A 22,846-nucleotide genomic window follows, 5' to 3' on the forward strand; every position below is an offset into this window, starting at 1 on the left:
CGTAAATTATTCTTGCTTGCCGTAAATTATTCTGGCTTATCGTAAATTATTCTGGCTTATCGTAAATGCTGGATGGCAATGGCGCAACGCCCAACTGGGGGCAAGACAGCCCTGTGCCGCACCCAGCCATGGCGCCGCCGGACGTACCCCCGCTGCGGGATCGCGGTCCGGCGGGCTTCCCGCTTACTTGGCCAGGCGCTGCCAGGTATCGACCACCGTGTCGGGGTTCAATGACATCGACAAGATGCCTTCGTCGCGCAGCCATTGAGCCAGGTCCGGATGGTCGCTGGGGCCTTGGCCGCAAATGCCCACATACTTGCCGGCGGCCAGGCAGGCCTTGATGGCGCGGCGGAGCATGAACTTGACAGCCTCGTCGCGTTCGTCGAAATCCGCCGCCAGAAGCTCCAGTCCCGAATCCCGGTCCAGGCCCAGCGTAAGCTGGGTCATGTCGTTCGAACCTATGGAGAAACCATCGAAGTATTGCAGGAACTCATCGGCCAGGATGGCGTTGGAAGGCACTTCGCACATCATGATCAGGCGCAAGCCATTGTCGCCGCGCGCCAGGCCGTTCCTGGCGAGCAGATCGACCACCTTGGCCGCCTGGGGCAAGGTGCGCACGAACGGCACCATGATCTCGACATTGGTCAGGCCCATGTCGTCGCGTACCTTTTTGAGCGCTTCGCATTCCATCCTGAAGCACTCTTCGAACTCGGCCGACACATAGCGCGACGCGCCGCGGAAACCCAGCATGGGGTTTTCCTCTTCGGGCTCATAGCGCGAGCCGCCCACCAGCTTGCGGTATTCGTTCGACTTGAAGTCGGACAGGCGCACAATGACGGGCTTGGGGTAGAACGCCGCGGCCAGGGTGCTGATGCCCTCGGCCAGCTTCTCGACGAAGAAAGCCCGCGGGCTGGCATAGCCGCGCGCCGCCGATTCGACCGCCTTCTTGAGTTCGGCATCGACGTTGGGATAATCGAGCACAGCCTTGGGATGCACGTTGATATTGTTGTTGATGATGAATTCCAGGCGCGCGAGGCCGACGCCGTGGTTGGGGATCTGCGAAAAATCGAAGGCCAGCTGCGGATTGCCGACGTTCATCATGACCTTGAGGCCGATATCGGGCATTTCGCCCCAGCGGACTTCCTCGATTTCGGTCTCGATCAGGCCGTCGTAGATGCGCCCTTCGTCGCCCTCGGCGCAGGACACGGTGACTTCCTTGCCATCGCTGAGCACGTCGGTGGCGTTGGCGCAGCCGACCACGGCGGGTATGCCCAGCTCGCGCGCGATGATCGCGGCATGGCAGGTGCGTCCGCCGCGATTGGTGACGATGGCCGAGGCCAGTTTCATGACCGGCTCCCAGTTGGGGTCTGTCATGTCGGTGACCAGGATGTCGCCGCGCCTGACCTGGTCCATCTGGGAAATATCGCCCACCACCCGCACCTTGCCGGAGCCGATTTTCTGGCCGATGGCGCGCCCGGTGATAAGGACTTCGCCCGTGGCTTTTAGGCGGTAGCGCTCCTGCACGTCATGGTGCCCTTGCTGCGACTTGACCGTTTCGGGGCGGGCCTGGAGGATGTAGATCTTGCCGTCGATGCCGTCGCGGCCCCATTCGATGTCCATGGGGCGCTGGTAATGCTTTTCGATGATCACGGCATAGCGGGCGAGCTCGATGACTTCGTCGTCGGTGAGCGAGTAGCGATTGCGCTCGGATACCGGCACATCGACCGTGCGCACGGCATGGCCCGAAGCGCGCTCGGGGTCGAATTCCATCTTGAGCAGCTTGGAGCCGATGCGGCGGCTGATGATGGGATAGTGCCCCGATTCCAGCGTGGGCTTGAACACATAGAATTCGTCGGGATTCACCGCGCCCTGCACCACGGTTTCGCCCAGGCCATACGACGAGGTGATGAACACCACGTCCTTGAAGCCGGATTCGGTGTCGAGCGTGAACATGACGCCGGCGGCGCCGCGGTCGGAGCGCACCATGCGCTGGATGCCCGCCGACAAGGCGACGTCGGCATGGGCGTAGCCTTTATGGACGCGGTATGAGATCGCGCGGTCGTTGTAGAGCGATGCGAAGACATGGCGGATTTTTTCCAGGACATCGTCGATGCCGACCACGTTCAGGAAGGTTTCCTGCTGCCCGGCGAAGGATGCATCGGGAAGGTCTTCGGCGGTGGCCGACGAGCGCACGGCAAACGAGCCCTTGCCGTCGGCGTCGAGCGCGGTGAACGCGGTACGGATGGCCTGCTCGAATTCGGCGGGGAAAGGCGTGTCGATGATCCATTGGCGGATTTCGGCGCCCGCGGTGGCAAGCTCGCGCACGTCTTCGGAATCGAGGGACAGCAGGCGGTCGGCAATGCGCTGGTCGAGTTTGGTGGATTTGAGAAAGTCGCGAAAAGCGTCAGCCGTGGTTGCAAAGCCGCCGGGAACCCTGACTCCGGCCCCTGCCAGCTGACTGATCATTTCACCGAGCGATGAGTTTTTACCCCCTACCGAGTCGACGTCCGTCATGCGGAGCTGCTCGAAAGATACAACATAAGACATAAAGTCACCTTTGAACTATAGAAGAAAGCTTGTTTGCTTATTGCGCAAGGCTCGAAAACACAATCTGTTGTCCGGCCGCACTGGACTCACGCACTAAGCAAACCAGCCTTGCCTGCTGGGAAGGCGACTGTTAATCTTGCGATTGTACCGTTTCCGGCATCTTCTGCATCAAAATCCCCATGACCACGCCCCTTATCGAACGCACTGTATTCGTTGTCTCGGACAGCACCGGCATTACCGCCGAAACTTTCAGCAATTCGGTGCTTTCGCAATTCGAGCAGATCAAGTTCGAAGCGATACGCATCCCGTTCCTGGATACGCTGGAAAAGGCCAATGCCGCCGCCCTGCGCATCAATCGCTGCGCGGAGGAACAGGACGCGCCGCCGCTGGTGTTCAGCACGCTGGTGGACCCGCAAATCGCGCTCAAGATCCAGTCGGCGAACTGCACTTTCCTGGATTTGTTCGGCACTTTCGTCCAGCACATCGAGACGGCGCTGGGGGTGAAGTCCAGCCATTCGGTAGGCCGGTCGCACATGGGCGGCTTGTCCAAGCAATATAACAACCGCATCGAGGCGATCAATTTCAGCCTGGCTCATGACGATGGTCAGTTCATACACGGGCTGGAGCAGGCCGATGTGATCCTGGTGGGGGTGTCGCGCTGCGGCAAGACGCCCACGAGCCTGTACCTGGCCATGCAGTATGCGGTGAAGGCGGCCAATTTCCCGCTGATTCCGGAAGATTTCGATCGCGGTTCGCTGCCGGCGACGCTGGCGCCGTACCGCAAGAAGCTGTTCGGCCTGTCTATCCAGCCGGGCCGCCTGGCCGAGGTGCGCCATGAGCGCCGGCCCAACAGCCAGTACGCTTCCATCAAGCAGTGCCGCCACGAGGTGGCCGAGGCGGAGCGCCTGATGCGCATGGAAAATATTCCATGGTTGTCCACGACGACCAAGTCGATAGAGGAAATTTCCACGAAGGTGCTGGACGAAGTGGGGCTGGATCGCCGGATCTATTGAACGGGCAGGCGATCGGTTTCTTGACCCGTCGCCGTGGTTTCTTAAGCCGGCGCCGTGGGCGGGTGTGGGTTGGGCTCAATGTCGCTGCGCTCCCGGAAACAGGCCGCCTGCGCGGCTTGCTCAAAATTTCGCCCAACCCACACCCGCCCACGGCGCCTGGACATCGGGTTGATTGATCCGGCCTCCGTAGCCGCTAAGAAGCGTGCTGCTGGCGCCGCTGCTCGAACAGGCAGATGCCGGCCGCCACGGCCACGTTCAAGGACTCGACATCTTCCGCTTGCGGGATGAATACCCGCTCATCGGCCAGCGCCAGCAAGGCCGGGTCCACACCCTGCCCCTCATTGCCCAGCAACCACGCGCATGCCGGCGGCAGCTTGGTTTCATACAAGGCAGCGGCATCTTCCAGCGCCGTCGCCACCAGCGGCACCGCCAGCCTCCCATGCGCCGACAACAAATCCACATGCTCGTGGATAGCCATCACGAAATGCGCGCCCTGCGCGCTGCGCAACACCTTGCCCGACCATGCCGATGCGCAACCCGGCGACAGATAAGCATGCTTGATTCCCGCCGCCGCCGCCGTGCGCAGCAGCGTTCCGGCATTGCCCGGATCCTGGACGCGGTCCAGCCACAGGCAATTGTGATCGATGCTCGCCGGCAGCGGAGGCGTCGGAATGGCCACCACGAAACATACGCCCTGCCCATGCTCCACCTGCGACAAGCCCTTCATCAGCCGCGGCTCGCAGGAAAGACACAAGCCCGCATCCAGCGCCCGCGCCAAGGCGCCCAGCTCGGCACTGTGCTCCAGCCGCTGCGCGTCGAACAAGGCCAGCTCGGGGCTGCCGATATGCTGCAGCCAGGCCTGGCAAAGGTGCACCCCTTCCAGGACCACATGATGATCGGCATGACTGTTCTCGGCCTGCGTTTCCCGCTTGCCGCCAGCCAGCCGAAGTACGCGCTTGTACGCGGGATTATCCCGCGAGCTTATATGTTTCATGGCGTCAGGAAATCAACAGGCGCCTGACGGGCGCAAAGCTGCGGCGATGCGCGGGGCATGGGCCATGGCTTTCAAGACGGGCCAGATGCAGGGCCGTGCTGTATCCCTTGTGCTGATCAAAGCAGTAAAGCGGATATGCTTCATGCAGGGTGAGGCAGTGGGCGTCGCGCGCCGTTTTCGCCAGGATGGAGGCCGCCGAAATCGACGCCACGGTCGCATCGCCGCCAATGACCGCTTCAGCCAGGCAGCTCAAGCCGCGCGGCAGGCAATTGCCGTCTATCAGCGCCTTGTCGGGCCGCAGCGACAAGCCTTCGCAGGCGCGCCGCATCGCCACCATGGTGGCCTGCAGGATGTTGAGGCTATCGATTTCTTCCACGCTCGCGCTGGCGATGCACCATGCCAGGGCGCAGCTGCGTATCTCGATGGCCAGCTCTTCGCGCCGCGGCGCGCTGAGCTTCTTGGAATCGTCCAGGCCCTTGATGCTTCTGGCCGGGTTCAGGATGACCGCCGCCGCATAAACCGGGCCGGCCAGCGGCCCGCGGCCGGCTTCGTCTATGCCGGCCACATGCAAGGCGACAGGCGCCAGGGCGCTCAGCAGATCAGGCTGTTCCATGCCTGGCCTGTTCCATGATGGCCCGCGCCGCCAGGCCGGGCGTATCGCGCCGCAATGATTCGTGTATCGCCACGAAGCGCTGCACCACCTGCTGCGCATAAGGCGTATCGGTCAGCGCCTTCCAGGTGGCTTCGGCCAGCGCCTCGGGGGTAGCGTCGTCTTGCAGCAATTCCGGGACGACGAAGTCGCGCGCCAGCACATTGGGCAGGCCCACCCAGGGCACGTAGGGCCGCGACTGGCCGGATTTCCATTCCATCAGACGTTTCATCATGGGCGTAAGCACATAGGAGATCACCATAGGCCGTTTGAACAAGGCCGCTTCCAGCGTCGCGGTGCCGCTGGCCACCAGTACCGCGTCGGCGGCCTGCATGACGTTCCAGGCGGCGGGCCGCGCGGCGAAATAGGCGTCGGAGCCCGTATCGCCGCCCTCCGCCCGCCCGGCGCATGCCGGGCCGTCCGGCGCCGGCCTGGAACCGGCCTCCGCCTGGTCGATGATACGGCAATTCGCTATGGGATGCTGGCGCAGCAAGGCTTCGAACTCGCGGCGGCGCCCGGCGTTGACCATGGGCACCAACACCTGCAGCTGCGGGTCCTGGCTGGATAGCAATTGCACCGCCCGCAGGAAGCGCGGCGCGAGCAGCTTGATTTCCGACGACCTGCTGCCAGGCAGCAGGGCCAGCACGCGCGCGCCGGGCTCCACGCCCAGATAGCGGCGCGCCGCCGCCCGGTCAGGCTGCATGGGAATGAGTTCCGCCAGCGGGTGGCCGACGTAGGTGACCGGCACGCCCTCCTTTTGATAGATTTCCTCTTCGAAGGGAAACAACACCAGCATGTGCGACACGGCCTGGCGTATCTTGTGTATGCGTTCGTAGCGCCAGGCCCATATCGACGGCCCCACGAAATGCACCGTGGGTATGCCGGCCTGCTTCAGCTGCAGTTCCAGCCGCAAATTGAAGTCCGGCGCATCGATGCCCACGAAGACATCGGGTTTTTGCGCCAGCCAGCGCTTCTTTACATCGGAATAGGTGGACAGCAGGCTGGGCAGGCGCTTGAGCGCATCGACGTAGCCGAAAACCGTCAGGGCGTCCATGGAATGCCAGGTATCGAAACCTTGAAGACGCATGGCGGGGCCGCCTATGCCCTCGCAGCGGCTGCCGGCGTCGTGGCGGGCTATGCCCCGCATGACGCGGGCGGCAAGCAGGTCGCCCGACGGCTCGCCGGCGACCATGCCCACGCGCAAAGTCATGAACGCGCGATGCCGCGGGTGGACGCGGCAAGAAAGTCGATCATGACCTGCAGCGCATCGTGCGCCAGCGGCCTTTCCCGCTGCAGGGCGCGCATCTGTTCGCAGGCCTCTTCGACCTTCAGGTTGCGGCGATACAGCAGCTTGTAGGCCTCCTTCAGGGCGGCGATGGCCTCGGGGCTGTAGCCGCGCCGGTTCAAGCCTTCGGAATTGATGCCGACGGGACGGAATGGATCGCCGGCGCCGATGAGATACGGCGGAGTATCCTGGCGCATCGTGCTGGTGCCGCCTATCATGGTGTGCTCGCCTATGTGCACGAACTGGTGCACCGCGCAAAGCCCGCCCAGGATGGCCCAGTCGCCGATATGCACGTGGCCGCCCAGCTGCACGCCGTTGGCGATGACGGTGTGGCTGCCGATCTGGCAATCATGCGCAATATGCGCATAGGCCATGATCCAGTTGTCGTCCTTGACCCGGGTCACGCCCACATCCTGGGTCGTGCCCGTGTTGATGGTGACATACTCGCGCACGGTATTGCCGTCGCCGATTTCCAGCTGGGTCAGCTCGCCGCCGTATTTCTTGTCCTGGGGCATGCCGCCTATCGAGCAATACCGGTAGAAATTGTTGTTGGCGCCTATCGTGGTCAGGCCGTCTATCATGCAATGCGGCCCCACCACCGTGCCGGCGCCTATCGTGACATGTTCGCCTATGATGCTGTAGGGGCCTATGCTGACGTCGTCGGCGATGCGGGCCCCCGCGGCCACTATCGCGCTAGGGTGTATCAGGCTCATCACTACTCTTCCAGAACGCGAATCGCACACATGATCTTGGCTTCGGCGACCAGTTGGCCGTCCACGGTCGCCCTGGCGTTGTAGCGGCAGATGGAACGGCTGATCTTGTCGGCGGTGGCTTCGAGGCGCAATTGATCGCCAGGCACTACGGGACGGCGAAAGCGCGCGCCGTCGACCCCGACCAGGTAGTAGGCCATTTTCTTGTCGGCCGGCTTCACACTGTTGTCTTCGAAGGAGAACAGGGCCGCGGCCTGCGCCAGCGCTTCGATGATGAGCACCCCCGGCATGACCGGATGGTGCGGGAAGTGGCCGGCAAAAAAGGGTTCGTTCATCGACACGTTCTTGATGGCCACGATGCTTTTGCCCGGCACCATTTCAATGACACGGTCCACCAGCAGCATCGGGAAACGATGCGGCAGGCGTTCCATGATTTGTTTAATGTCGAGTTCCATCTTTCTTTATATCCTGCGTGCTTGAATCGTACGATACGATTTCTTGATTACTATTTGTTTTTTTCGAGCGCCATCAGGCGCCGGCGCAATTGCGCCAGTTGCGTCAGGACCGCGGCGTTGCGCTGCCACTGGCCGTGTTCGGCCAGGGGGAACACGCCGGTATAGCGGCCCGGCGTGCTGATGTTCGAGGTGACCGCGGATCCGCCCGATATGTGGACGTCGTCGCCCAGCACGAGATGGCCCGACAGCATGGCCGCGCCGGCCAGGGTGCAGCGCCGCCCTATGATGGTCGAGCCGGCCACGCCGACGCAAGCCGCCATGGCGGTGTGATCGCCGATCTGCACGTTGTGCCCGATCATGATCTGGTTGTCGAGCTTCACGCCATTGCCCACCACGGTATTTTCGAGGGCGCCGCGATCGACGGTGGTATTGGCGCCGATTTCGACATCATCGCCCATCACGACGCCGCCGATCTGGGCTATCTTGGCCCAGGCGCCGGCTTCTTTGTGCGGATCGGGCGCGAAGCCGAAGCCGTCGGCGCCGAATACCGAGCCCGAATGCAGGATGGCCCGGTCGCCCACGGTCACATTATGGTAGAGCGTGACCCGGGCGTGCAGCAGGCAGTCCTGGCCCAGCGCCGAATTGGTGCCCACCACGCAATGAGGGCCCAGGCGCGTGCCGCGGCCTATGCGCGCGCCCTCTTCGACCACGCAATACGGGCCTATGCTGGCGCCCTCGGCGATAGCCGCCGTGGGGGCTATGATGGCCGTCGGATGAATCCCCGTCGCGAGCTGCTTCATCCTGTGCTGGTCGAACCATTGCGCCAGCAAGGCGTACATCAGATAGGGCTCGCTGCACAGCACGACCCCATAGCCATGGCTGCCGGGCTCGAGCGCCTGGTAGGCGGCGCTGGTCATGATGACAGCGGCGGCCCTGCAACCCTGCAATTGATCGTGCAGCTTGGGATTGGACAGGAAGCTGACTTCCTCGGGACCCGCGGACGCCAGCGAGCCCAGGCCGCGGATACGAAGTTCGGGCTGCTTGCTGGTATCGACCGGTTTGCAGTCCAGGCCGATGGTGTTTGCCTCGGCCAGAAGCTCATGCAGTGTTGGCGCCTGTTCAGGTGCTAGCAATACCGGCATTTGATGTTAGCCGCCCAGCGCTTTCATGACCTGGTCGGTAATGTCGATTCTGGGGCTTACCGTAACGGCATCCTGGACGATCAAATCGTAGTTCTGCTGTTCGGCGATTTTCTTGATGGCCGCATCCGCCTTTTCGACGATGCTGGAGAATTCTTCGTTGCGGCGGCGGTTGAAGTCCTCCTGGAATTCGCGGCGCTTGCGTTGCAGGTCGGAATCCAGGTCGGCCAGCTGGCGCTGGCGCTTGACGCGCTCGGATTCGGACAATACAGGCGCGTCCTTGTCGAGCTTCTGGGCTTGGCTGCGCAAGTTGTTGGCGAGCTTTTGCAGTTCGTCGTCGCGGCGCTTGAATTCGGCTTCGATCTTGGCCTGTGCCGCCTTGGCGGGCTTGGAGTCGCGCAGGATGCGCTCTGTGCTGACAAAGCCGATTTTCGTCGTCTGGGCATAGACAGGTGCTGCCACCATAGCGCTGGCACCCAGGGCCGCCGCCAGGACCAGGGCGCGGTTGCCGCGGCCGATACTACGGGTTAAAGCAGAAACTTTTAAAACTAATTGAGACTTCATGAAAAATCTACCTTGCAAAGTAGCAGAGATAAAAAAGCTATTGTGCCATTAAATGGCATGGATCAGAAACCTGTGCCGATCTGGAACTGGAAGGCCTGCTTGTCGTCGCCTTCCTTGGCGTTGAGCGCGCGGCCGAACGACAATTGCAGCGGGCCCAAAGGCGATTGCCACGACAGGCCGATACCGGCGGAATACTTCCAGCCGCAAGGATCTTCCGCGTAGCCGCCTATGCCGCGGGCGCAGGCCCCGCCGCTGGTATTGGCGACCTGCCCCGCGTCGGTGAACAGGAACCAGCGCAGCGTGCGATCGCGCGAGGCGCCGGGGAACGGCAGGTACAACTGTACATTACCCACGAGGCGGCGGGAGCCGCCAAGGTAATCATTGGTAAGCGTGTCGCGCGGGCCCAGCGACGCGCCTTCGAAGCCGCGCACCGACCCGATGCCGCCGCCGTATACATTCTTGATGACAGGGAAGGACTTGCCGCCGTAGGTCTTGCCGTAGTCGGCCATGCCGTTGAACGCCAGGGTGTAAGCACGGCCCAATGGCAGATAATACTGCTGCTGGGCGCTGAGCATGTAGTACTGCAGGTCCATGGTGGACACGTCGCCCGACAGGCGCGTATAGCTGCCCTTGGTCGGCGCGATGGCGCTGTCGCGCGTGTCCTTGGACCAGCCCAGGTTGAAGATGAAGGAGTTGGTCTCCTCGCCATATTCCGCGACGAAATCCTGGTAGGCTTGCGGCGTGTATTGCTGGCTGAGCCTGCCGAGCTTGTTGTGCTCGAAGCTGATGCCCGTGAAGACACGGTCGAATTCGGAAATCGGCACGCCGAAATTCAGGCCGCCGCCGAAGGCCGTGACCTCGTAGTCGCCGTAGGCATCGCGGCTGTCGTAGGGCGTGGTGCGCCGGTAGTACAGCGAAGTGGTCTTGCTGATGCCGTCTTTGGTCCAGTAGGGATCGGTGTGCGAAAGAATCGCCGCGCGGTTGGTCTTGCTGGTATTGACCTGCAGGGACAAGGTATTGCCGCTGCCGAAAATATTGTCCTGGCTGATGCCGGCCGACAGGATCACCTTGTCGGTCGAACCGTAGCCGACGCCCAGGTTGATCAGGCCGGTCGGCTTTTCCTTGACATCAACGTTTACATCCACCTGGTCGGGCGAGCCCGAAACCGGCGCGGTATGGACATCGACCTCGTTGAAGTAGCCCAGGCGGTCGACGCGGTCGCGCGAGGACTTGATGTTGGAGGAATCGTACCAGGCGGCTTCCTGCTGGCGCATTTCGCGGCGTATGACTTCATCGCGCGTGCGCGTGTTGCCGCCGATCTGGATGCGGCGCACATAAACGCGGCGGCCCGGATCGACGTAGAACGTCAGGTCGGCTTCGTGGCTGTCGCGATCCAGGACCGGGTTGGGATTGACGTTGGCGAAGGCATAGCCGAGGCTGCCCAGGTAGTCGGTAATGGCTTTCACCGTGGCGTTGGTCTTGGCCGCCGAGAAAGTTTCGCCCTCTTTGATTTCCACCAGCGGCTGGATCTTGTCGTCCAGGCCCAGCAAGTCGCCCGCCAGCTTGACGCTGCGCAATTTGTAGGGTTCGCCTTCGTGCAGGGTGAAGGTCACGAAAATATCTTGGCGGTCGGGCGAGATGCTGACCTGCGGCGGCTCCGCCGAGTATTCCAGGTAGCCGCGGTCCAGGTAGTAGGAACGCAGGCGTTCCACGTCGCCCTCGAGCTTTTCGCGCGAGTATTTGTCGGTGCCCGTGTACCAGGTCATCATGCCGGAATCGGTCAGTTCCATCTGGTCCAGCAGGGTGCCTTCGGAAAACGCCTTGTTGCCGACGATGTGTATCTGCTTGATCTTGGCCAGATCGCCCTCGAAGATATCGAAGCTCACGCCCACCCGGTTGCGCGGCAAGGGCGTAATGATGGGGTTGATTTCCACCCCGTACTTGCCCTTGGACAGATACTGCTGCTTGAGTTCGAATTCGGCTCGTTCCAGCATGGAGCGGTCGAACACGCGCCCCTGGCCGAAGCCGACCTGCCCGAGCGACTTGATGATGGCCTTGGAATCGAATTCCTTCATGCCATTGAAGCTGACCGAGGCGATCGTGGGCCTTTCCTGCACGGACACGACCAGCACGTTATTGGCGGTATCGATCTTGACGTCGCTGAAAAAGCCCGTCGCGTACAGGCGCTGGATCGCTTCGCTGGCCTGGGCCTCGGTGAACTGCTCGCCCACCTTGACCGGCAGGTAGCTGAATACGGTGCCCGCATCGACGCGCTGGATGCCATTGACCTGGATATCGCGCACCACGAATGGCGAAAACGCGCTCGCAAGACTGGGAAGAAGCATAGCCGCCAATAAAACAGGCATGGCGCGCTTGGCAAAAGGGAATTTCCGGCTAAACGACATCCTGGATGGTCCTTGGGCGAATAAGTGGTGGAGGATTGTAAGGCACAAAGCCTTTAACTGAAAAGACGGGAAAAATCATTGAAGAACGCCAGGCCCATCAAACCCGCCAGCAGGCCCAGACCGATGCGCTGGCCGTTTTCCAGCCAGCTCTCGGGCACCGGCTTGCCGCGCAGGGCTTCCAGCACGTAATACATGAGGTGACCGCCATCGAGCATGGGAATGGGCAACAAATTTAACACGCCGATACTAACACTGATTAGTGCCAAAAACCCTATGTAGGCAGCGAGCCCGAGACGCGCGGTCTGGCCCGCGTAATCCGCAATAGTAACCGGGCCGCTGACATTGCGCAGCGAAACATCGCCGATTACCATGCGGCCCATCATTTTCAGGGAGAACCAGGCGGTCTCGGCGGTGCGGGAAATGCCGCGGCCCAGGCTGTCGAAAAAGCCGTAGCGCACCATCACCATGGGAAAGTCGGCGCCCAGCAGCACGCCGATGCGGCCGATGGGCGCGCCGCCGGCGTCGGCCTCGGCGCGCGGGGTGACGGTCAGCTGCAGCGCGGTTCCGTCGCGCAGGACGGTCATCGCCAGCGGCTGGCCCGCGCTTTTCCGGATTTCGGACACCACGGCGTCGGCGGCGGGATCGCGCACGGCGCCAAGCGCGATGACGATGTCGTCGTTGCGCAGGCCGGCCTCGGCGCCCGCCCCGCCGGCCGTTACCTGGCTGATGCGCGGCCTGGGCGCCGCCAGGCTCAAGCCGGCCTCGGCCATCAGATCGGAGCCATCGGGCTCTATCGTGCCGGCGGCAAGCTGGAGGCGGCGCTCGCGCGCCATGCCTGCCGCGGTGTCGACCTGCACCTGGACTTCGCCGCCGCTGGTCAGCACATCCAGCAATTGCCAGCGGGCTTCGCTCCAGGATTGCACTGGCCGCTGGTTGATGCTGGTGATGCGGTCGCCGGCCTGGAAGCCGGCCTGCGCGGCCGTGGTATTGGGCGGCGGCGCGGCAAGTATGGCGGCCGGCTCGCTGGTGCCGGCCAGGCCCAGGGCCGTATACAGGAGCGCGGCCAGGACGAGGTTGGCGACGGGCCCGGCCAGCACGATGGCGCTGCGCTGGGCCAATGTCTTGCTATTGAAGGCCTGGCCGGCTTCCACCGGCGTGGCATTGGCCGGCGCATCGTCCAGCATCTTCACATAGCCGCCCAGGGGAATGGCGGACAAGGCCCATTCGGTGCCGTGGCGGTCCGTGCGGCGCGCCAGCACCTTGCCGAAGCCCACCGAAAAACGCAGCACGCGCACCCCGCAGCGGCGCGCGACCCAATAATGGCCCAGCTCGTGAAAAGTAATCAATACTCCAAGAGCGATGGCAAAGGCAAGCAAGGTGAAAAGCATGAAGTTCCTGAAAAAACAGCGTCGCTACCCTTTGAGCAGGCAGAGTTCCGAGGCGATACCGCGCGTATGGGCGTCCAGCGCCAGCACGTCGCCCAGCGTGTCCAGGTCGGGCGCCGGCATGCCGCTCATGCGGTCCAGGCAGTCCTCTATGACACAGGCAATTTCAGTATAGCGAATTTGCTGTTTCAAAAAACAGTCCACGGCGATCTCGTTGGCGGCATTCAGCGCCACGCAGGCCGCCTGGCTGGTCTTGAGCGCGTCGAAAGACAGGCGCAGGCAGGGAAAGCGTTCGAAATCGGGCTCTTCGAAGTCCAGGCGCCCCAAGGCGGTGAGCGCCAGCAGGCCCACGCCGCTATCGATGCGCTCGGGAAAGCCCAGGCCGTATGCGATGGGGGTGCGCATATCCGGCTGGCCCAGTTGCGCCAGGATGGAGCCGTCTTCGTACTCGACCATGGAGTGCACCATGCTTTGCGGATGGATCACCACCTGGATGCGGCTGGCCGGCATGGCGAACAGCCAGTGCGCCTCGATGACTTCCAGGCCCTTGTTGAGCATGGTCGCGGAATCGACGGAGATTTTGCGGCCCATGCTCCAGGTTGGGTGGGCGCAGGCCTGGTCGGGCGTCACGCGCGCGAGCTGGTCCAGCGCCGTGTTGCGGAAGGGGCCGCCGGAGGCGGTAAGCAGCAAGCGCCTGACCCCTTTGGCGGGCGTGGCCGGCGCCGTCGCCCTGCCCGTCTGAGGCAGGCACTGGAATATGGCGTTGTGTTCGCTGTCTATGGGCAGGAGCTCGGCGCCGTTTTCGCGCACGGCCTGCATGAACAGGCTGCCGGCCGCCACCAGCGCTTCCTTGTTGGCCAGCAGGACGCGTTTGCCGGCCTTGGCGGCGGCCAGGGCCGAGGGCAGGCCCGCCGCCCCGACTATCGCCGCCATGACCGTGGTCACCGCGGCGTCGCCCGCCGTATCGACCAGGGCCTGCGGGCCCACCCGGATTTCCGGCATGGCGCCCGGGCCGTTCCAGGCGTGCAAAAACTGCTTGCGGGCGGCATCTGAGGGCACGATGACCACTTTGGCGCCGGTGGCCAGGGCCTGCGCCGCCAGCCTGTCGATGCGGCTGTGCGCGCTCAGCGCATACACAGAAATCGTTTCAGGGTGCCTGGCAATGACGTCCAGGGTGTTCTCGCCTATGGATCCGGTGGAACCCAGAACGCATACATGCTGGACTTTCATCAAAGCGGCACCCCTGACAACAACAAGGCTATCGGCGCCACGGGCAGCAAGGCATCGATACGGTCATACACGCCGCCATGGCCGGGCAGCAGCTGGCTGGAATCCTTGACCCCGGCGCGGCGCTTGAGCAAGGATTCGAACAAGTCGCCGACGATGGACAGGGCCGCCAGGAAAATCGCCACGGCCAGCACCCCCCACCAGGGCCAGCGCCCGGACAGCACGGCGCCGAAACTGCCCGGCCACCAGGCCGTCGCCATGACCCAGGCCGCGGCCGCGAGCAGGCCGCCGAAAGCGCCCTCCCAGGTCTTGCCGGGGCTGACCCGGGGCGCCAGCTTGTGCCTGCCGAGGGCTTTGCCCGTAAAGTAGGCGGCGATGTCGGCAAACCAGATGAGCGCCAGCAGGGACACCAGAAACCACGCGCCGTGCATCAGGAACAACTGCACCAGCGCGGCCCAGACGGCCACCACGGCAAGCACGCCGAACGCGCTGAGCCAGGCCCCGTGGGCCTTTCGCGCGGCCTGGCCGCGGACCACCATGGCGGTGGCCCCCGCCACCCATGCCAGCGCAACGGCCGGCATCAGCCAGCGGTTCAGGAGCGATCGCAAATCGAGGGCCCATGCGCCCGGCTCGGGCGCCAGCCATTGGCGCGCCAGGGCCAGCAGGCCCGCAGCCGCCACGATGGCCAGGACGGCGGGAAACGCGCCGCCCGGGCGCGGCCAGGTAAGCCTGAGCCACTCCCACAAGGCGCAAGCGGCAGCCAGCGTGAACAGCGCCACCAGCGGCCACGGGCCGGGCGCCAGCAAAGTCCCCAGCAATACCGCGAGCAAGACTATTGCCGTAATGACGCGCTGCTTCAACATAGGGAACTCCCGTGTTCAGGTTTATTGTGCAACCTGGGCGCTGGTGCGTCCAAATCGACGTTCCCGGGTTCGATACCATTCGAAGGCGGCATCGATTTCCTTGGCGCCGAAATCGGGCCAATAGTCGTCCGAAAAATACAGCTCAGTATAGGCGAGTTGCCAGACCAGGAAGTTGGAAATGCGCTGCTCGCCGCCGGTGCGTATGAAAAGATCCGGCTCGGGCGCATAGGCCATGGACAGGTATTGGCTCAACAGGGTTTCGTCTATGGCTTGCGGATCGCTCGCCAGCTCGGGATGCGCCAGCAGCAAGCGCCGCAAGGCCTGGAGGATATCCCAGCGGCCGCCGTAGTTGGCCGCGATGGTCAGGTTCAGCGCGCTGTTGTGCTCGGTGCGCTGTTCCGCCGCCTGTATCAGTTCGCGCAGCTTGGGCTCGAAGGGCGACAGATCGCCGACGATGCGCAGGCGCACGCCCTGCTCGTCCAGCTTGCTGACCTCTTTTTCCAGCGTCTGGATGAACAGGCGCATGAGCAGCGACACTTCTTCCTTGGGGCGGCGCCAGTTTTCGGAACTGAAGGCGAACAGCGTCAGGTATTCCACGCCGCGCCGGCCGCAGGCCTCGACCGCGCGCCGCACCGCCTGCACGCCGCGGACATGGCCGGCGGCGCGCGGCAGGAAGCGCTTGGTGGCCCAGCGCCCGTTGCCATCCATGATGACGGCCAGATGGCGCGGCACGTCGGAGCATACCGGTATGGACAGAGTCGTGCTATTCAGCATCGGGAATGTTCCGCATCAGGGGACGGCGTCAAACCGTCATGATCTCGGCTTCCTTCTGCGCCACGAGCTTGTCGATCTCGGCGACGTGCTTGTCGGTGAGCTTTTGCACGTCGTCCTGCATGCGGCGCTCGTCGTCTTCCGAGATTTCCTTGTCCTTGACCAGCTTCTTGAGCGTGTCGTTGGCATCGCGGCGCAGATTGCGCACGGCGATCTTGGCGTCCTCGCCTTCGGTGCGCACCACCTTGGTCAAGTCGCGGCGGCGCTCTTCGGTGAGGGCGGGCATGGGAACGCGTATGCTGTCGCCCATGGAAATGGGGTTCAGGCCCAGGTCGGATTCGCGGATGGCCTTTTCGACCGGGCCGGCCATGTTCTTTTCCCAGACCTGCAGATTGATGGTGCGCGCGTCCAGCAGGTTGACATTGGCCACCTGGCTGATGGGCACGGGCGAACCATAATACTCGACCATGACGTGATCCAGTATGCCGGCATGGGCACGGCCAGTGCGTATCTTCGACAAGCTGACCTTGAGCGTTTCAAGCGACTTGACCATGCGTGATTCAGTCGATTTCCTGACCTCTGAAAGACTCATAACTATTCCTTTATCAAACGTGTACCAGTGTGCCTTCGTCTTCGCCGGACACGGCGCGCTTGAGGGCGCCCGACTTGTTGATCGAGAACACCTTGATGGGCAGTTTCTGATCGCGGCACAAGGCGAACGCCGTGGCGTCCATGACCTCGAGGCGGCGCACGATGGCTTCATCGAAACTGATGCGCGCATACCGGGTGGCGGTGGGATCCTTGTTGGGGTCGGCGCTGTATATGCCGTCGACCTTGGTGGCCTTGAGGACGATTTCGGCGCCGATTTCAGCGCCGCGCAGGGCGGCGGCGGTATCGGTCGTGAAAAACGGATTGCCCGTGCCGGCCGCGAATATGACTACCTTGCCCTCTTCGAGATAGCGCAGGGCCTTGGGGCGGATATAAGGTTCGACGACCTGATCGATATTCAAGGCCGACTGCACCCGCGTATCGATGCCGCGGTGCTTGAGGGCATCCTGCAGGGCCAGCGCATTCATGACCGTCGCCATCATGCCCATGTAATCGGCCGTGGCGCGGTCCATGCCTTGCGCTCCGGGCGCGATGCCCCGGAAAATATTCCCGCCGCCGATCACGATGGCCAGCTCGACGCCCATGGCGGCGACCTCGGCGATCTCTTCGGTCATGCGCAAAATTGTCGAACGGTTGATCCCAAAGGCGTCTTCCCCCATCAGCGCTTCGCCGGACAGTTTGAGAAGAACACGCTTATACGATCTGGTGGTCATAGGTAGGATCCTAGGTAGACAGTCCAACGAAAGTGTAAGCCAGAGTCGGGCCCGCGCGTCAACGCCGGCCCGACTTTTTTGCCTGATCGGCCAGCTATCAAGCGGTGCCGGCCGCAGCGGCGGCGACTTCGGCTGCAAAATCTTCGGACTTTTTCTCTATGCCCTCGCCCACGACGTACAAGGCGAAACCGGAAATCTTCGCGCCCTTTTCCTTGAGCATCTGCTCGACGGACTGCTTGTCGTTCTTGACGAAAGGCTGCGACAGCAGGGTGACTTCCTTGAGGAATTTCTGGACCGAGCCTTCGACCATTTTGGTCACGATTTCAGCCGGCTTGCCGGATTCGGCGGCCTTCTGTTCGGCAACCGAACGCTCGGCGGCGATATCGGCGGGCGCAACGCCGCTGGCGTCGAGCGCCTTGGGCTTGGTCGCCGCGATATGCATGGCGAGGTCCTTGCCGGTTTCCTCGGGGCCGGAAAAGTCGACCAGCACACCGATCTTGCCACCATGCACATAGCTGGCCAGCTGATCGGCGGTTTCGAAGCGCTGGAAGCGGCGCACGGCGATATTTTCGCCGATCTTGCCCACCAGCGCGGAACGGGTGGATTCGACGGTGCCTTCGCCCATGGGCAGTTCGCCCAGCGCGGCCACGTCGGCGGGGTTCTTTTCGGTGACCAGTTGGGCCAACTGATTGATGAAGCCGACGAAGTCGTCGTTCTTGGCGACGAAATCGGTTTCGCAATTGACCTCGACGACGGTGCCGCGCTTGCTATCGGGAGAGATGTACAAGCCGATCAGGCCCTCAGCGGTTACGCGAGTGGCTGCCTTGCTGGCCTTGTTGCCCAATTTCACGCGGAGAATTTCTTCGGCGCGGGCCAGATCGCCGTCGGCTTCGGTCAGCGCTTTTTTGCATTCCATCATGGGCGCGTCGGTTTTCTCGCGCAATTCTTTAACCATAGATGCGGTAATTTGAGCCACTTTTTTCTCCAGTTCACTAAAACACACCCCGGCATAGCCGGGGCAGGTGCACAACGATGCCGCCGGCCGCCCCGCCGTTTGACAGGCGGCGGCCGGGATCCGGCTCAGACAGCGGCCGGATGCATGCGCTTATTCGCGCTCTTGCTCGACTTCGACGAATTCCTCGTCGCCTTCCGCGATTTCTTCGACCAGGCCGTTGAGGTTCTGCTCACGGCCCTCGAGCACGGCGTCGGCCATGCCGCGGGCGTACAGCGCGATGGCCTTGGCCGAGTCATCGTTGCCCGGAATGACGTATTCGACGCCGTCGGGCGAATGGTTGGTGTCGACCACGGCAACGACGGGAATGCCCAGCGTCTTGGCTTCGGCGATCGCAATCTTGTGGTAGCCCACGTCGATGACGAAGAGCGCGTCAGGCAAAGTGTTCATGTCCTTGATGCCGCCGATGGCCTTGTTCAGCTTTTCGAGCTCGCGATCGAACATCAGGGCTTCTTTCTTGCTCATGCGCTCGGTGGCGCCGTCGGCCAATTGCACTTCCATTTCCTTCAGGCGCTTGATCGAGCTCTTGACCGTCTTGAAGTTGGTCATCATGCCGCCCAGCCAGCGGCTGTCGACGAAGGGCATGCCGCAACGCGCGGCTTCGGCGGCGACGATCTCGCGGGCGGCGCGCTTGGTGCCGACAAAAAGCACGTTGCCGCCGCGCGCGGCGATCTGGCGCACGAATTTGGCGGCTTCCTGGTATTTGACAACGGTCTGTTCGAGGTTGACGATGTGGATCTTGTTGCGATGGCCAAAGATGTACGGCGCCATCTTGGGGTTCCAGTAACGGGTCTGGTGGCCAAAGTGCACACCGGCTTCCAGCATTTCACGCATTAACGACATAATATTCTCCGAGGGTTTAGTCTTGTGCCAAGTTTGCATCCGGCAGGCGCCGCGTAAAACGCAATTAGCCAACCGGACACCCTGTGTCAACCGGGCACGCGATTTCGAGTCCGGCTTCTAGAAAACAGCCCAGGCTTTATACTGATAGCCTTGCCGCCCGCCAAAAACCGTGCTCCTTTCTTAAAGGAAATTTAAGAAAGCCTATAATTCTACTATTTTTAGCCCACCTAATTCAAGTTGCCATGAGCTGTCTAGTTACCGACCCCGCCGATCTCGATAAAATGCGCGCCGCCTGCCAGGCCGCCGCCTCCACCCTTGACTTCCTCGAACCCCATGTACGCGCCGGCGTGACCACGGGCGAACTCGACCGCCTGTGCATGGATTACATCACCAACGAACTCAAGGTCGAGTCCGCCACCGTCGGCTACGCGCCGCCCGGCTACACGCCCTTTCCCGCGTCCATCTGCACCTCGGTCAACCACGTCATCTGCCACGGCATTCCCGGCGACAAGGTCCTCAAGAACGGCGACATCATGAATATCGACGTCACCGTGATCAAGGACGGCTGGTTCGGCGACACCAGCCGCATGTACTACGTGGGCGAGCCGTCCATCCTGGCCCGGCGCCTCACTGAAACCACTTACGAATGCATGTGGCTGGGCATCGAGCAGGTGCGCCCGGGCGCCCGGCTGGGCGATATCGGCCACGCCATACAAAAGCACGCCGAAAAGAACGGTTTTTCGGTGGTGCGTGAATATTGCGGGCACGGGGTGGGCCGCAAGTTCCACCAGGACCCGCAGGTATTGCACTACGGCAAGCCGGGCACCGGCGTTGCGCTGGAAGCCGGCATGATCTTCACCATCGAGCCCATGATCAATTCGGGCCGCAAGGAAATCCGCACCCTGGCCGACGGCTGGACGGTCGTGACGCGCGACCATAGCCTTTCGGCGCAATGGGAGCACAGTGTCCTGGTAACCGATAGCGGCTATGAAATCCTTACTGTATCCAAAGGCATGCCCGCCCCGCCCTCATTCGTCGCGGCGGCCTGATTTCATTCGATAGGCACAACATGCGCGCGCCGACAGTGACTTTGCTGCGCAACCAGCTTGCGCAACGGCGCAACGACGCCATCCTCGGCTTTCGGGAGCATCTGCGCCCCGAGCTCCTGCTGACGGCGCTGCGCCGGGCCGTCGACCACACTTTGCGCGAGCTGCTGCGCCTTTACCCGCTGCCCGCCGGCTCGGCGCTGGCGGCCGTGGGCGGCTACGGGCGCGGCGAACTCTATCCCTATTCCGACGTGGACGTCCTGGTATTGCTGCGCGAACCGCCCAGCCGCGAGGATAGCGCCATGGTCGAAGCGCTCATTGCCGCCATGTGGGATCTGGGCATAGAGCCCGGCCACAGCGTGCGCACCATAGAAGACTGCCAGCGCGAAGCCGCCAACGACATCACGGTCGAAACCGCGCTGATGGAGGCCCGCTGGCTGGCGGGCGACAAGGAGTTGCTGGGCCGCCTGTGCGCGGTCATGCGCGAACAGATGGATGCGCAGACGTTTTTCCAGGCGAAGCGGGCGGAAATGCAGCAGCGCCACGCGCGCCACCAGGACACTCCCTACGCCCTCGAACCCAACTGCAAGGAGGCGCCGGGCGGCTTGCGCGACCTGCAGGTCGTACTATGGATGGCCCAGGCGGCCGGCCTGGGCAGCACCTGGCGCGAAATCGCCAGAACCGACTTGCTCACGGCCGCCGAATTCCGCGCCCTGCGCCGCGCCGACATGGCTTTCAAGCGCCTGCGCATAGAGCTGCACCTGCTCACCGGCCGGCGCGAGGATCGCGTGCTGTTCGATTTGCAGCCCGGTCTGGCCGCCATCTATGGGTTCGAGGCGGTCAAGAACCGCCGTCCCAGCGAAATACTGATGCAGCGCTATTACTGGGCCGCCCGGGCGGTGAGCCAGTTGAACATCATCCTCATGCAAAGCATCGAGGAATTGCTGTTTCCGGCGCCCGACGACCAGGTGCAGACCATAGATGACGATTTCTGCGTGCGGCGCGGGCGCCTGGGGCTGCGCCGGGACGACGGCTTCGAGCGCAACCCCGCGCTGCTGTTCCGGGCTTTCCTGGTGATGCAGGAGCACCCGGAACTGGTCGGCATGTCGGCGCAGGCGCTGCGCGCCATGTGGCATGCGCGGCGGCGCATCGATGCCCAGTTCCGGCGCAATCCGGTCAACCGCCATCAATTCCTGCAGATACTGCAGCAGCCGCGCGGCATCGTGCATGCCTTGCGCGGCATGACCATGCTCAACATACTGCCGCGCTACTTGCCTGTATTCCGCCGTATCGTGGGGCAAATGCAGCATGACCTGTTCCACGCCTACACGGTGGACCAGCACATCCTGATGGTGGTGCGCAATCTGCGCCGCTTCACCATGCCCGAGCATGCCCAGGAATACCCGCTGGCCAGCCAATTGATCGCCGATTTCGACCGGCACTGGCTGCTGTATGTCGCCGCCCTGTTCCACGATATCGCCAAAGGGCGCGGCGGCGACCATTCCGAACTGGGCGCGCAGGAAGTCCGGCGCTTTTGCCAGGACCACGGCATAGACGGCGAAGACGCCCAACTGCTGGAGTTCCTGGTGCGCCAGCACCTGACCATGTCCATGGTGGCCCAGAAAAGAGACCTCAGCGACCCCGAGATCGTGCGCGAATTCACGCGCTGCGTGCAGAACGAGAGGCAGCTCACGGCGCTGTACCTGCTGACCGTGGCCGACATACGCGGCACCAGCCCGAAAGTCTGGAACTCCTGGAAAGGCAAGCTGCTCGAGAACCTGTACCACCTGACGCTCTCGGCCCTGGGCGGCGCGCAGCCCGACACCCGCACGGTGCTGGCGCAGCGCAAAGAGCTTGCCGCCAATGAAATACGCCTGATGGGGCTGCGCGACGAAAGCCGCGACGCTTTCTGGAGCCAGCTCGACATCGCCTATTTCCTGCGCCACGAAGCCAGCGAGATCGCCTGGCACACGCGCCATCTCTATTACCGCGTCAATTCGCCCGATCCGGTGGTCAAGGCGCGCGTGCTGGGCCAGAACGAAGCCCTGCAAGTCATGGTCTACACCAAGGACACCGACGAGCTTTTCGTGACGATATGCCGGTATTTCGACCATCGGGCGCTGAGCATCCAGGACGCCCGCATCCACACCACCCACCACGGCTGGGCGCTGGACAGTTTCATCGTGCTGCTGCCGGCCCACGAAAAAGACTACCGTTCGCACGCCTCGCTGGTCGAACACGAGCTGCACGAACAGCTCAGGCAGGCCCAGGACCATACCTACGGCCGGCCGGCCGGCGGCGTGATCAGGCGTTCCGGCTCGCGCCGTTCGCGGGTGTTCCCCATCATTCCCAATGTCGAGCTGCAGCCGGACGAGCGCAGCACGTCGTGGCGCCTGTCGGTGACATCGGCCGACAGGCCGGGGCTTCTGTACAGCCTGGCAAGGGTATTCGCCGCCAACTCGGTCAGCCTGAAGATGGCCAAAATCCTTACCCTGGGGGACCGGGTGGAAGATATCTTCATCATCGAAGGCGATGTGCTCGGGCACCCGCGGGCCCAGCTACAATTCGAACGCGACATCCTCGCCACGCTCGATAGCGCGAGTTCCTGATCCCCTT

General features: G+C 63.0%; 20 protein-coding genes. 3 read left to right on the top strand and 17 right to left on the bottom strand.

Annotated features, from left to right (window positions below):
- Positions 1-183: 183 nt before the first annotated feature.
- Entirely contained in the window at positions 184-2,547 is a 2,364-nt protein-coding gene (ppsA, locus tag BUB23_RS12055) for a phosphoenolpyruvate synthase (protein WP_073103357.1), read from the bottom strand.
- A 179-nt stretch (positions 2,548-2,726) separates the two neighbouring features.
- On the opposite strand from ppsA, the gene ppsR reads away from it, so the two are divergent.
- A complete protein-coding gene (gene ppsR / locus BUB23_RS12060; RefSeq protein WP_073103358.1) occupies positions 2,727-3,560 on the top strand; it encodes a posphoenolpyruvate synthetase regulatory kinase/phosphorylase PpsR in 834 nt (277 codons plus the stop codon).
- 193 nt (positions 3,561-3,753) lie between these two features.
- Here the strand turns inward: ppsR and BUB23_RS12065 are convergent, their stop codons facing one another.
- The 16 genes from BUB23_RS12065 to rpsB all read right to left on the bottom strand — a co-directional run bounded on the left by BUB23_RS12065 (position 3,754) and on the right by rpsB (position 19,184).
- Positions 3,754-4,554 (bottom strand): TrmH family RNA methyltransferase, encoded by an 801-nt coding sequence (locus BUB23_RS12065; RefSeq protein ID WP_073103359.1) that lies wholly within the window; start codon positions 4,552-4,554, stop codon positions 3,754-3,756.
- A 4-nt stretch (positions 4,555-4,558) separates the two neighbouring features.
- On the bottom strand, positions 4,559-5,167 hold the full coding sequence (rnhB, locus tag BUB23_RS12070; protein WP_073103360.1) for a ribonuclease HII: 609 nt from the start codon (positions 5,165-5,167) through the stop codon (positions 4,559-4,561).
- A complete protein-coding gene (gene lpxB, locus BUB23_RS12075; RefSeq protein ID WP_073103361.1) occupies positions 5,154-6,413 on the bottom strand; it encodes a lipid-A-disaccharide synthase in 1,260 nt (419 codons plus the stop codon). The genes rnhB and lpxB overlap by 14 nt, the downstream gene beginning before the upstream one ends.
- Positions 6,410-7,201 carry an acyl-ACP--UDP-N-acetylglucosamine O-acyltransferase gene (lpxA, locus tag BUB23_RS12080; RefSeq protein ID WP_425439539.1) on the bottom strand — a complete coding sequence of 264 codons (792 nt, stop codon included), beginning with the start codon at positions 7,199-7,201 and terminating at the stop codon, positions 6,410-6,412. The genes lpxB and lpxA overlap by 4 nt, the downstream gene beginning before the upstream one ends.
- A 2-nt stretch (positions 7,202-7,203) precedes the next feature.
- Positions 7,204-7,653, bottom strand: coding sequence for a 3-hydroxyacyl-ACP dehydratase FabZ (fabZ, locus tag BUB23_RS12085; protein WP_073103363.1), 450 nt, complete (start codon positions 7,651-7,653; stop codon positions 7,204-7,206).
- A gap of 50 nt (positions 7,654-7,703) precedes the next feature.
- On the bottom strand, positions 7,704-8,795 hold the full coding sequence (gene lpxD / locus BUB23_RS12090) for a UDP-3-O-(3-hydroxymyristoyl)glucosamine N-acyltransferase (protein WP_073103364.1): 1,092 nt from the start codon (positions 8,793-8,795) through the stop codon (positions 7,704-7,706).
- A gap of 6 nt (positions 8,796-8,801) precedes the next feature.
- Positions 8,802-9,356 (bottom strand): OmpH/Skp family outer membrane protein, encoded by a 555-nt coding sequence (locus tag BUB23_RS12095; protein WP_073103365.1) that lies wholly within the window; start codon positions 9,354-9,356, stop codon positions 8,802-8,804.
- 62 nt (positions 9,357-9,418) lie between these two features.
- The gene (gene bamA, locus BUB23_RS12100) at positions 9,419-11,761 is read right to left on the bottom strand and encodes an outer membrane protein assembly factor BamA (protein ID WP_073103366.1); all 2,343 of its coding nucleotides are present in this window, start codon (positions 11,759-11,761) and stop codon (positions 9,419-9,421) included.
- A 53-nt stretch (positions 11,762-11,814) separates the two neighbouring features.
- Positions 11,815-13,149: an RIP metalloprotease RseP gene (rseP, locus tag BUB23_RS12105; RefSeq protein WP_073103367.1), complete on the bottom strand. Its 1,335-nt coding sequence runs from the start codon at positions 13,147-13,149 to the stop codon at positions 11,815-11,817.
- 24 nt (positions 13,150-13,173) lie between these two features.
- Positions 13,174-14,379 (bottom strand): 1-deoxy-D-xylulose-5-phosphate reductoisomerase, encoded by a 1,206-nt coding sequence (dxr, locus tag BUB23_RS12110; RefSeq protein WP_143160959.1) that lies wholly within the window; start codon positions 14,377-14,379, stop codon positions 13,174-13,176.
- Positions 14,376-15,236, bottom strand: coding sequence for a phosphatidate cytidylyltransferase (locus BUB23_RS12115; RefSeq protein WP_073103369.1), 861 nt, complete (start codon positions 15,234-15,236; stop codon positions 14,376-14,378). Before BUB23_RS12115 ends, dxr begins: the two co-directional genes overlap by 4 nt.
- Positions 15,237-15,257: 21 nt before the next feature.
- Positions 15,258-16,010 (bottom strand): polyprenyl diphosphate synthase, encoded by a 753-nt coding sequence (gene uppS, locus BUB23_RS12120; RefSeq protein ID WP_073103370.1) that lies wholly within the window; start codon positions 16,008-16,010, stop codon positions 15,258-15,260.
- 28 nt (positions 16,011-16,038) lie between these two features.
- On the bottom strand, positions 16,039-16,599 hold the full coding sequence (frr, locus tag BUB23_RS12125) for a ribosome recycling factor (protein WP_073103371.1): 561 nt from the start codon (positions 16,597-16,599) through the stop codon (positions 16,039-16,041).
- Between the two features lie 13 nt (positions 16,600-16,612).
- A complete protein-coding gene (gene pyrH / locus BUB23_RS12130; protein WP_073103372.1) occupies positions 16,613-17,329 on the bottom strand; it encodes a UMP kinase in 717 nt (238 codons plus the stop codon).
- Between the two features lie 97 nt (positions 17,330-17,426).
- Complete coding sequence (gene tsf, locus BUB23_RS12135) at positions 17,427-18,305, bottom strand: translation elongation factor Ts (RefSeq protein ID WP_073103373.1); 879 nt, start codon at positions 18,303-18,305, stop codon at positions 17,427-17,429.
- 129 nt (positions 18,306-18,434) lie between these two features.
- A complete protein-coding gene (gene rpsB / locus BUB23_RS12140; RefSeq protein ID WP_073103374.1) occupies positions 18,435-19,184 on the bottom strand; it encodes a 30S ribosomal protein S2 in 750 nt (249 codons plus the stop codon).
- Positions 19,185-19,426: 242 nt separating this feature from the next.
- Between rpsB and map the strand changes: the two genes are divergently transcribed.
- Together map and BUB23_RS12150 are read left to right on the top strand one after the other, a co-directional pair.
- Positions 19,427-20,233 carry a type I methionyl aminopeptidase gene (map, locus tag BUB23_RS12145; RefSeq protein ID WP_073103375.1) on the top strand — a complete coding sequence of 269 codons (807 nt, stop codon included), beginning with the start codon at positions 19,427-19,429 and terminating at the stop codon, positions 20,231-20,233.
- A gap of 20 nt (positions 20,234-20,253) precedes the next feature.
- Positions 20,254-22,839, top strand: a complete 2,586-nt coding sequence (locus tag BUB23_RS12150) for a [protein-PII] uridylyltransferase (protein ID WP_073103376.1) — start codon at positions 20,254-20,256, stop codon at positions 22,837-22,839.
- The last annotated feature ends 7 nt before the right edge of the window (positions 22,840-22,846 follow it).

Origin of the sequence: Pollutimonas bauzanensis, from assembly GCF_900129885.1 — a bacterium.
Taxonomy (GTDB): Bacteria; Pseudomonadota; Gammaproteobacteria; order Burkholderiales; family Burkholderiaceae_B; genus Pollutimonas; species Pollutimonas bauzanensis.

Excerpts from the sequence above, each read along its gene's own strand:
- bamA (WP_073103366.1), bottom strand. The coding sequence starts at position 11,761 with ATGTCGTTTAGCCGGAAATTCCCTTTTGCCAAGCGCGCCATGCCTGTT.
- pyrH (WP_073103372.1), bottom strand. The coding sequence starts at position 17,329 with ATGACCACCAGATCGTATAAGCGTGTTCTTCTCAAACTGTCCGGCGAA.
- ppsR (WP_073103358.1), top strand. The coding sequence starts at position 2,727 with ATGACCACGCCCCTTATCGAACGCACTGTATTCGTTGTCTCGGACAGC.
- BUB23_RS12095 (WP_073103365.1), bottom strand. The coding sequence starts at position 9,356 with ATGAAGTCTCAATTAGTTTTAAAAGTTTCTGCTTTAACCCGTAGTATC.
- rnhB (WP_073103360.1), bottom strand. The coding sequence starts at position 5,167 with ATGGAACAGCCTGATCTGCTGAGCGCCCTGGCGCCTGTCGCCTTGCAT.
- BUB23_RS12065 (WP_073103359.1), bottom strand. The coding sequence starts at position 4,554 with ATGAAACATATAAGCTCGCGGGATAATCCCGCGTACAAGCGCGTACTT.
- lpxB (WP_073103361.1), bottom strand. The coding sequence starts at position 6,413 with ATGACTTTGCGCGTGGGCATGGTCGCCGGCGAGCCGTCGGGCGACCTG.
- map (WP_073103375.1), top strand. The coding sequence starts at position 19,427 with ATGAGCTGTCTAGTTACCGACCCCGCCGATCTCGATAAAATGCGCGCC.
- rseP (WP_073103367.1), bottom strand. The coding sequence starts at position 13,149 with ATGCTTTTCACCTTGCTTGCCTTTGCCATCGCTCTTGGAGTATTGATT.
- BUB23_RS12115 (WP_073103369.1), bottom strand. The coding sequence starts at position 15,236 with ATGTTGAAGCAGCGCGTCATTACGGCAATAGTCTTGCTCGCGGTATTG.
- fabZ (WP_073103363.1), bottom strand. The coding sequence starts at position 7,653 with ATGGAACTCGACATTAAACAAATCATGGAACGCCTGCCGCATCGTTTC.
- uppS (WP_073103370.1), bottom strand. The coding sequence starts at position 16,010 with ATGCTGAATAGCACGACTCTGTCCATACCGGTATGCTCCGACGTGCCG.
- ppsA (WP_073103357.1), bottom strand. The coding sequence starts at position 2,547 with ATGTCTTATGTTGTATCTTTCGAGCAGCTCCGCATGACGGACGTCGAC.
- frr (WP_073103371.1), bottom strand. The coding sequence starts at position 16,599 with ATGAGTCTTTCAGAGGTCAGGAAATCGACTGAATCACGCATGGTCAAG.
- lpxD (WP_073103364.1), bottom strand. The coding sequence starts at position 8,795 with ATGCCGGTATTGCTAGCACCTGAACAGGCGCCAACACTGCATGAGCTT.
- rpsB (WP_073103374.1), bottom strand. The coding sequence starts at position 19,184 with ATGTCGTTAATGCGTGAAATGCTGGAAGCCGGTGTGCACTTTGGCCAC.
- BUB23_RS12150 (WP_073103376.1), top strand. The coding sequence starts at position 20,254 with ATGCGCGCGCCGACAGTGACTTTGCTGCGCAACCAGCTTGCGCAACGG.
- lpxA (WP_425439539.1), bottom strand. The coding sequence starts at position 7,201 with ATGAGCCTGATACACCCTAGCGCGATAGTGGCCGCGGGGGCCCGCATC.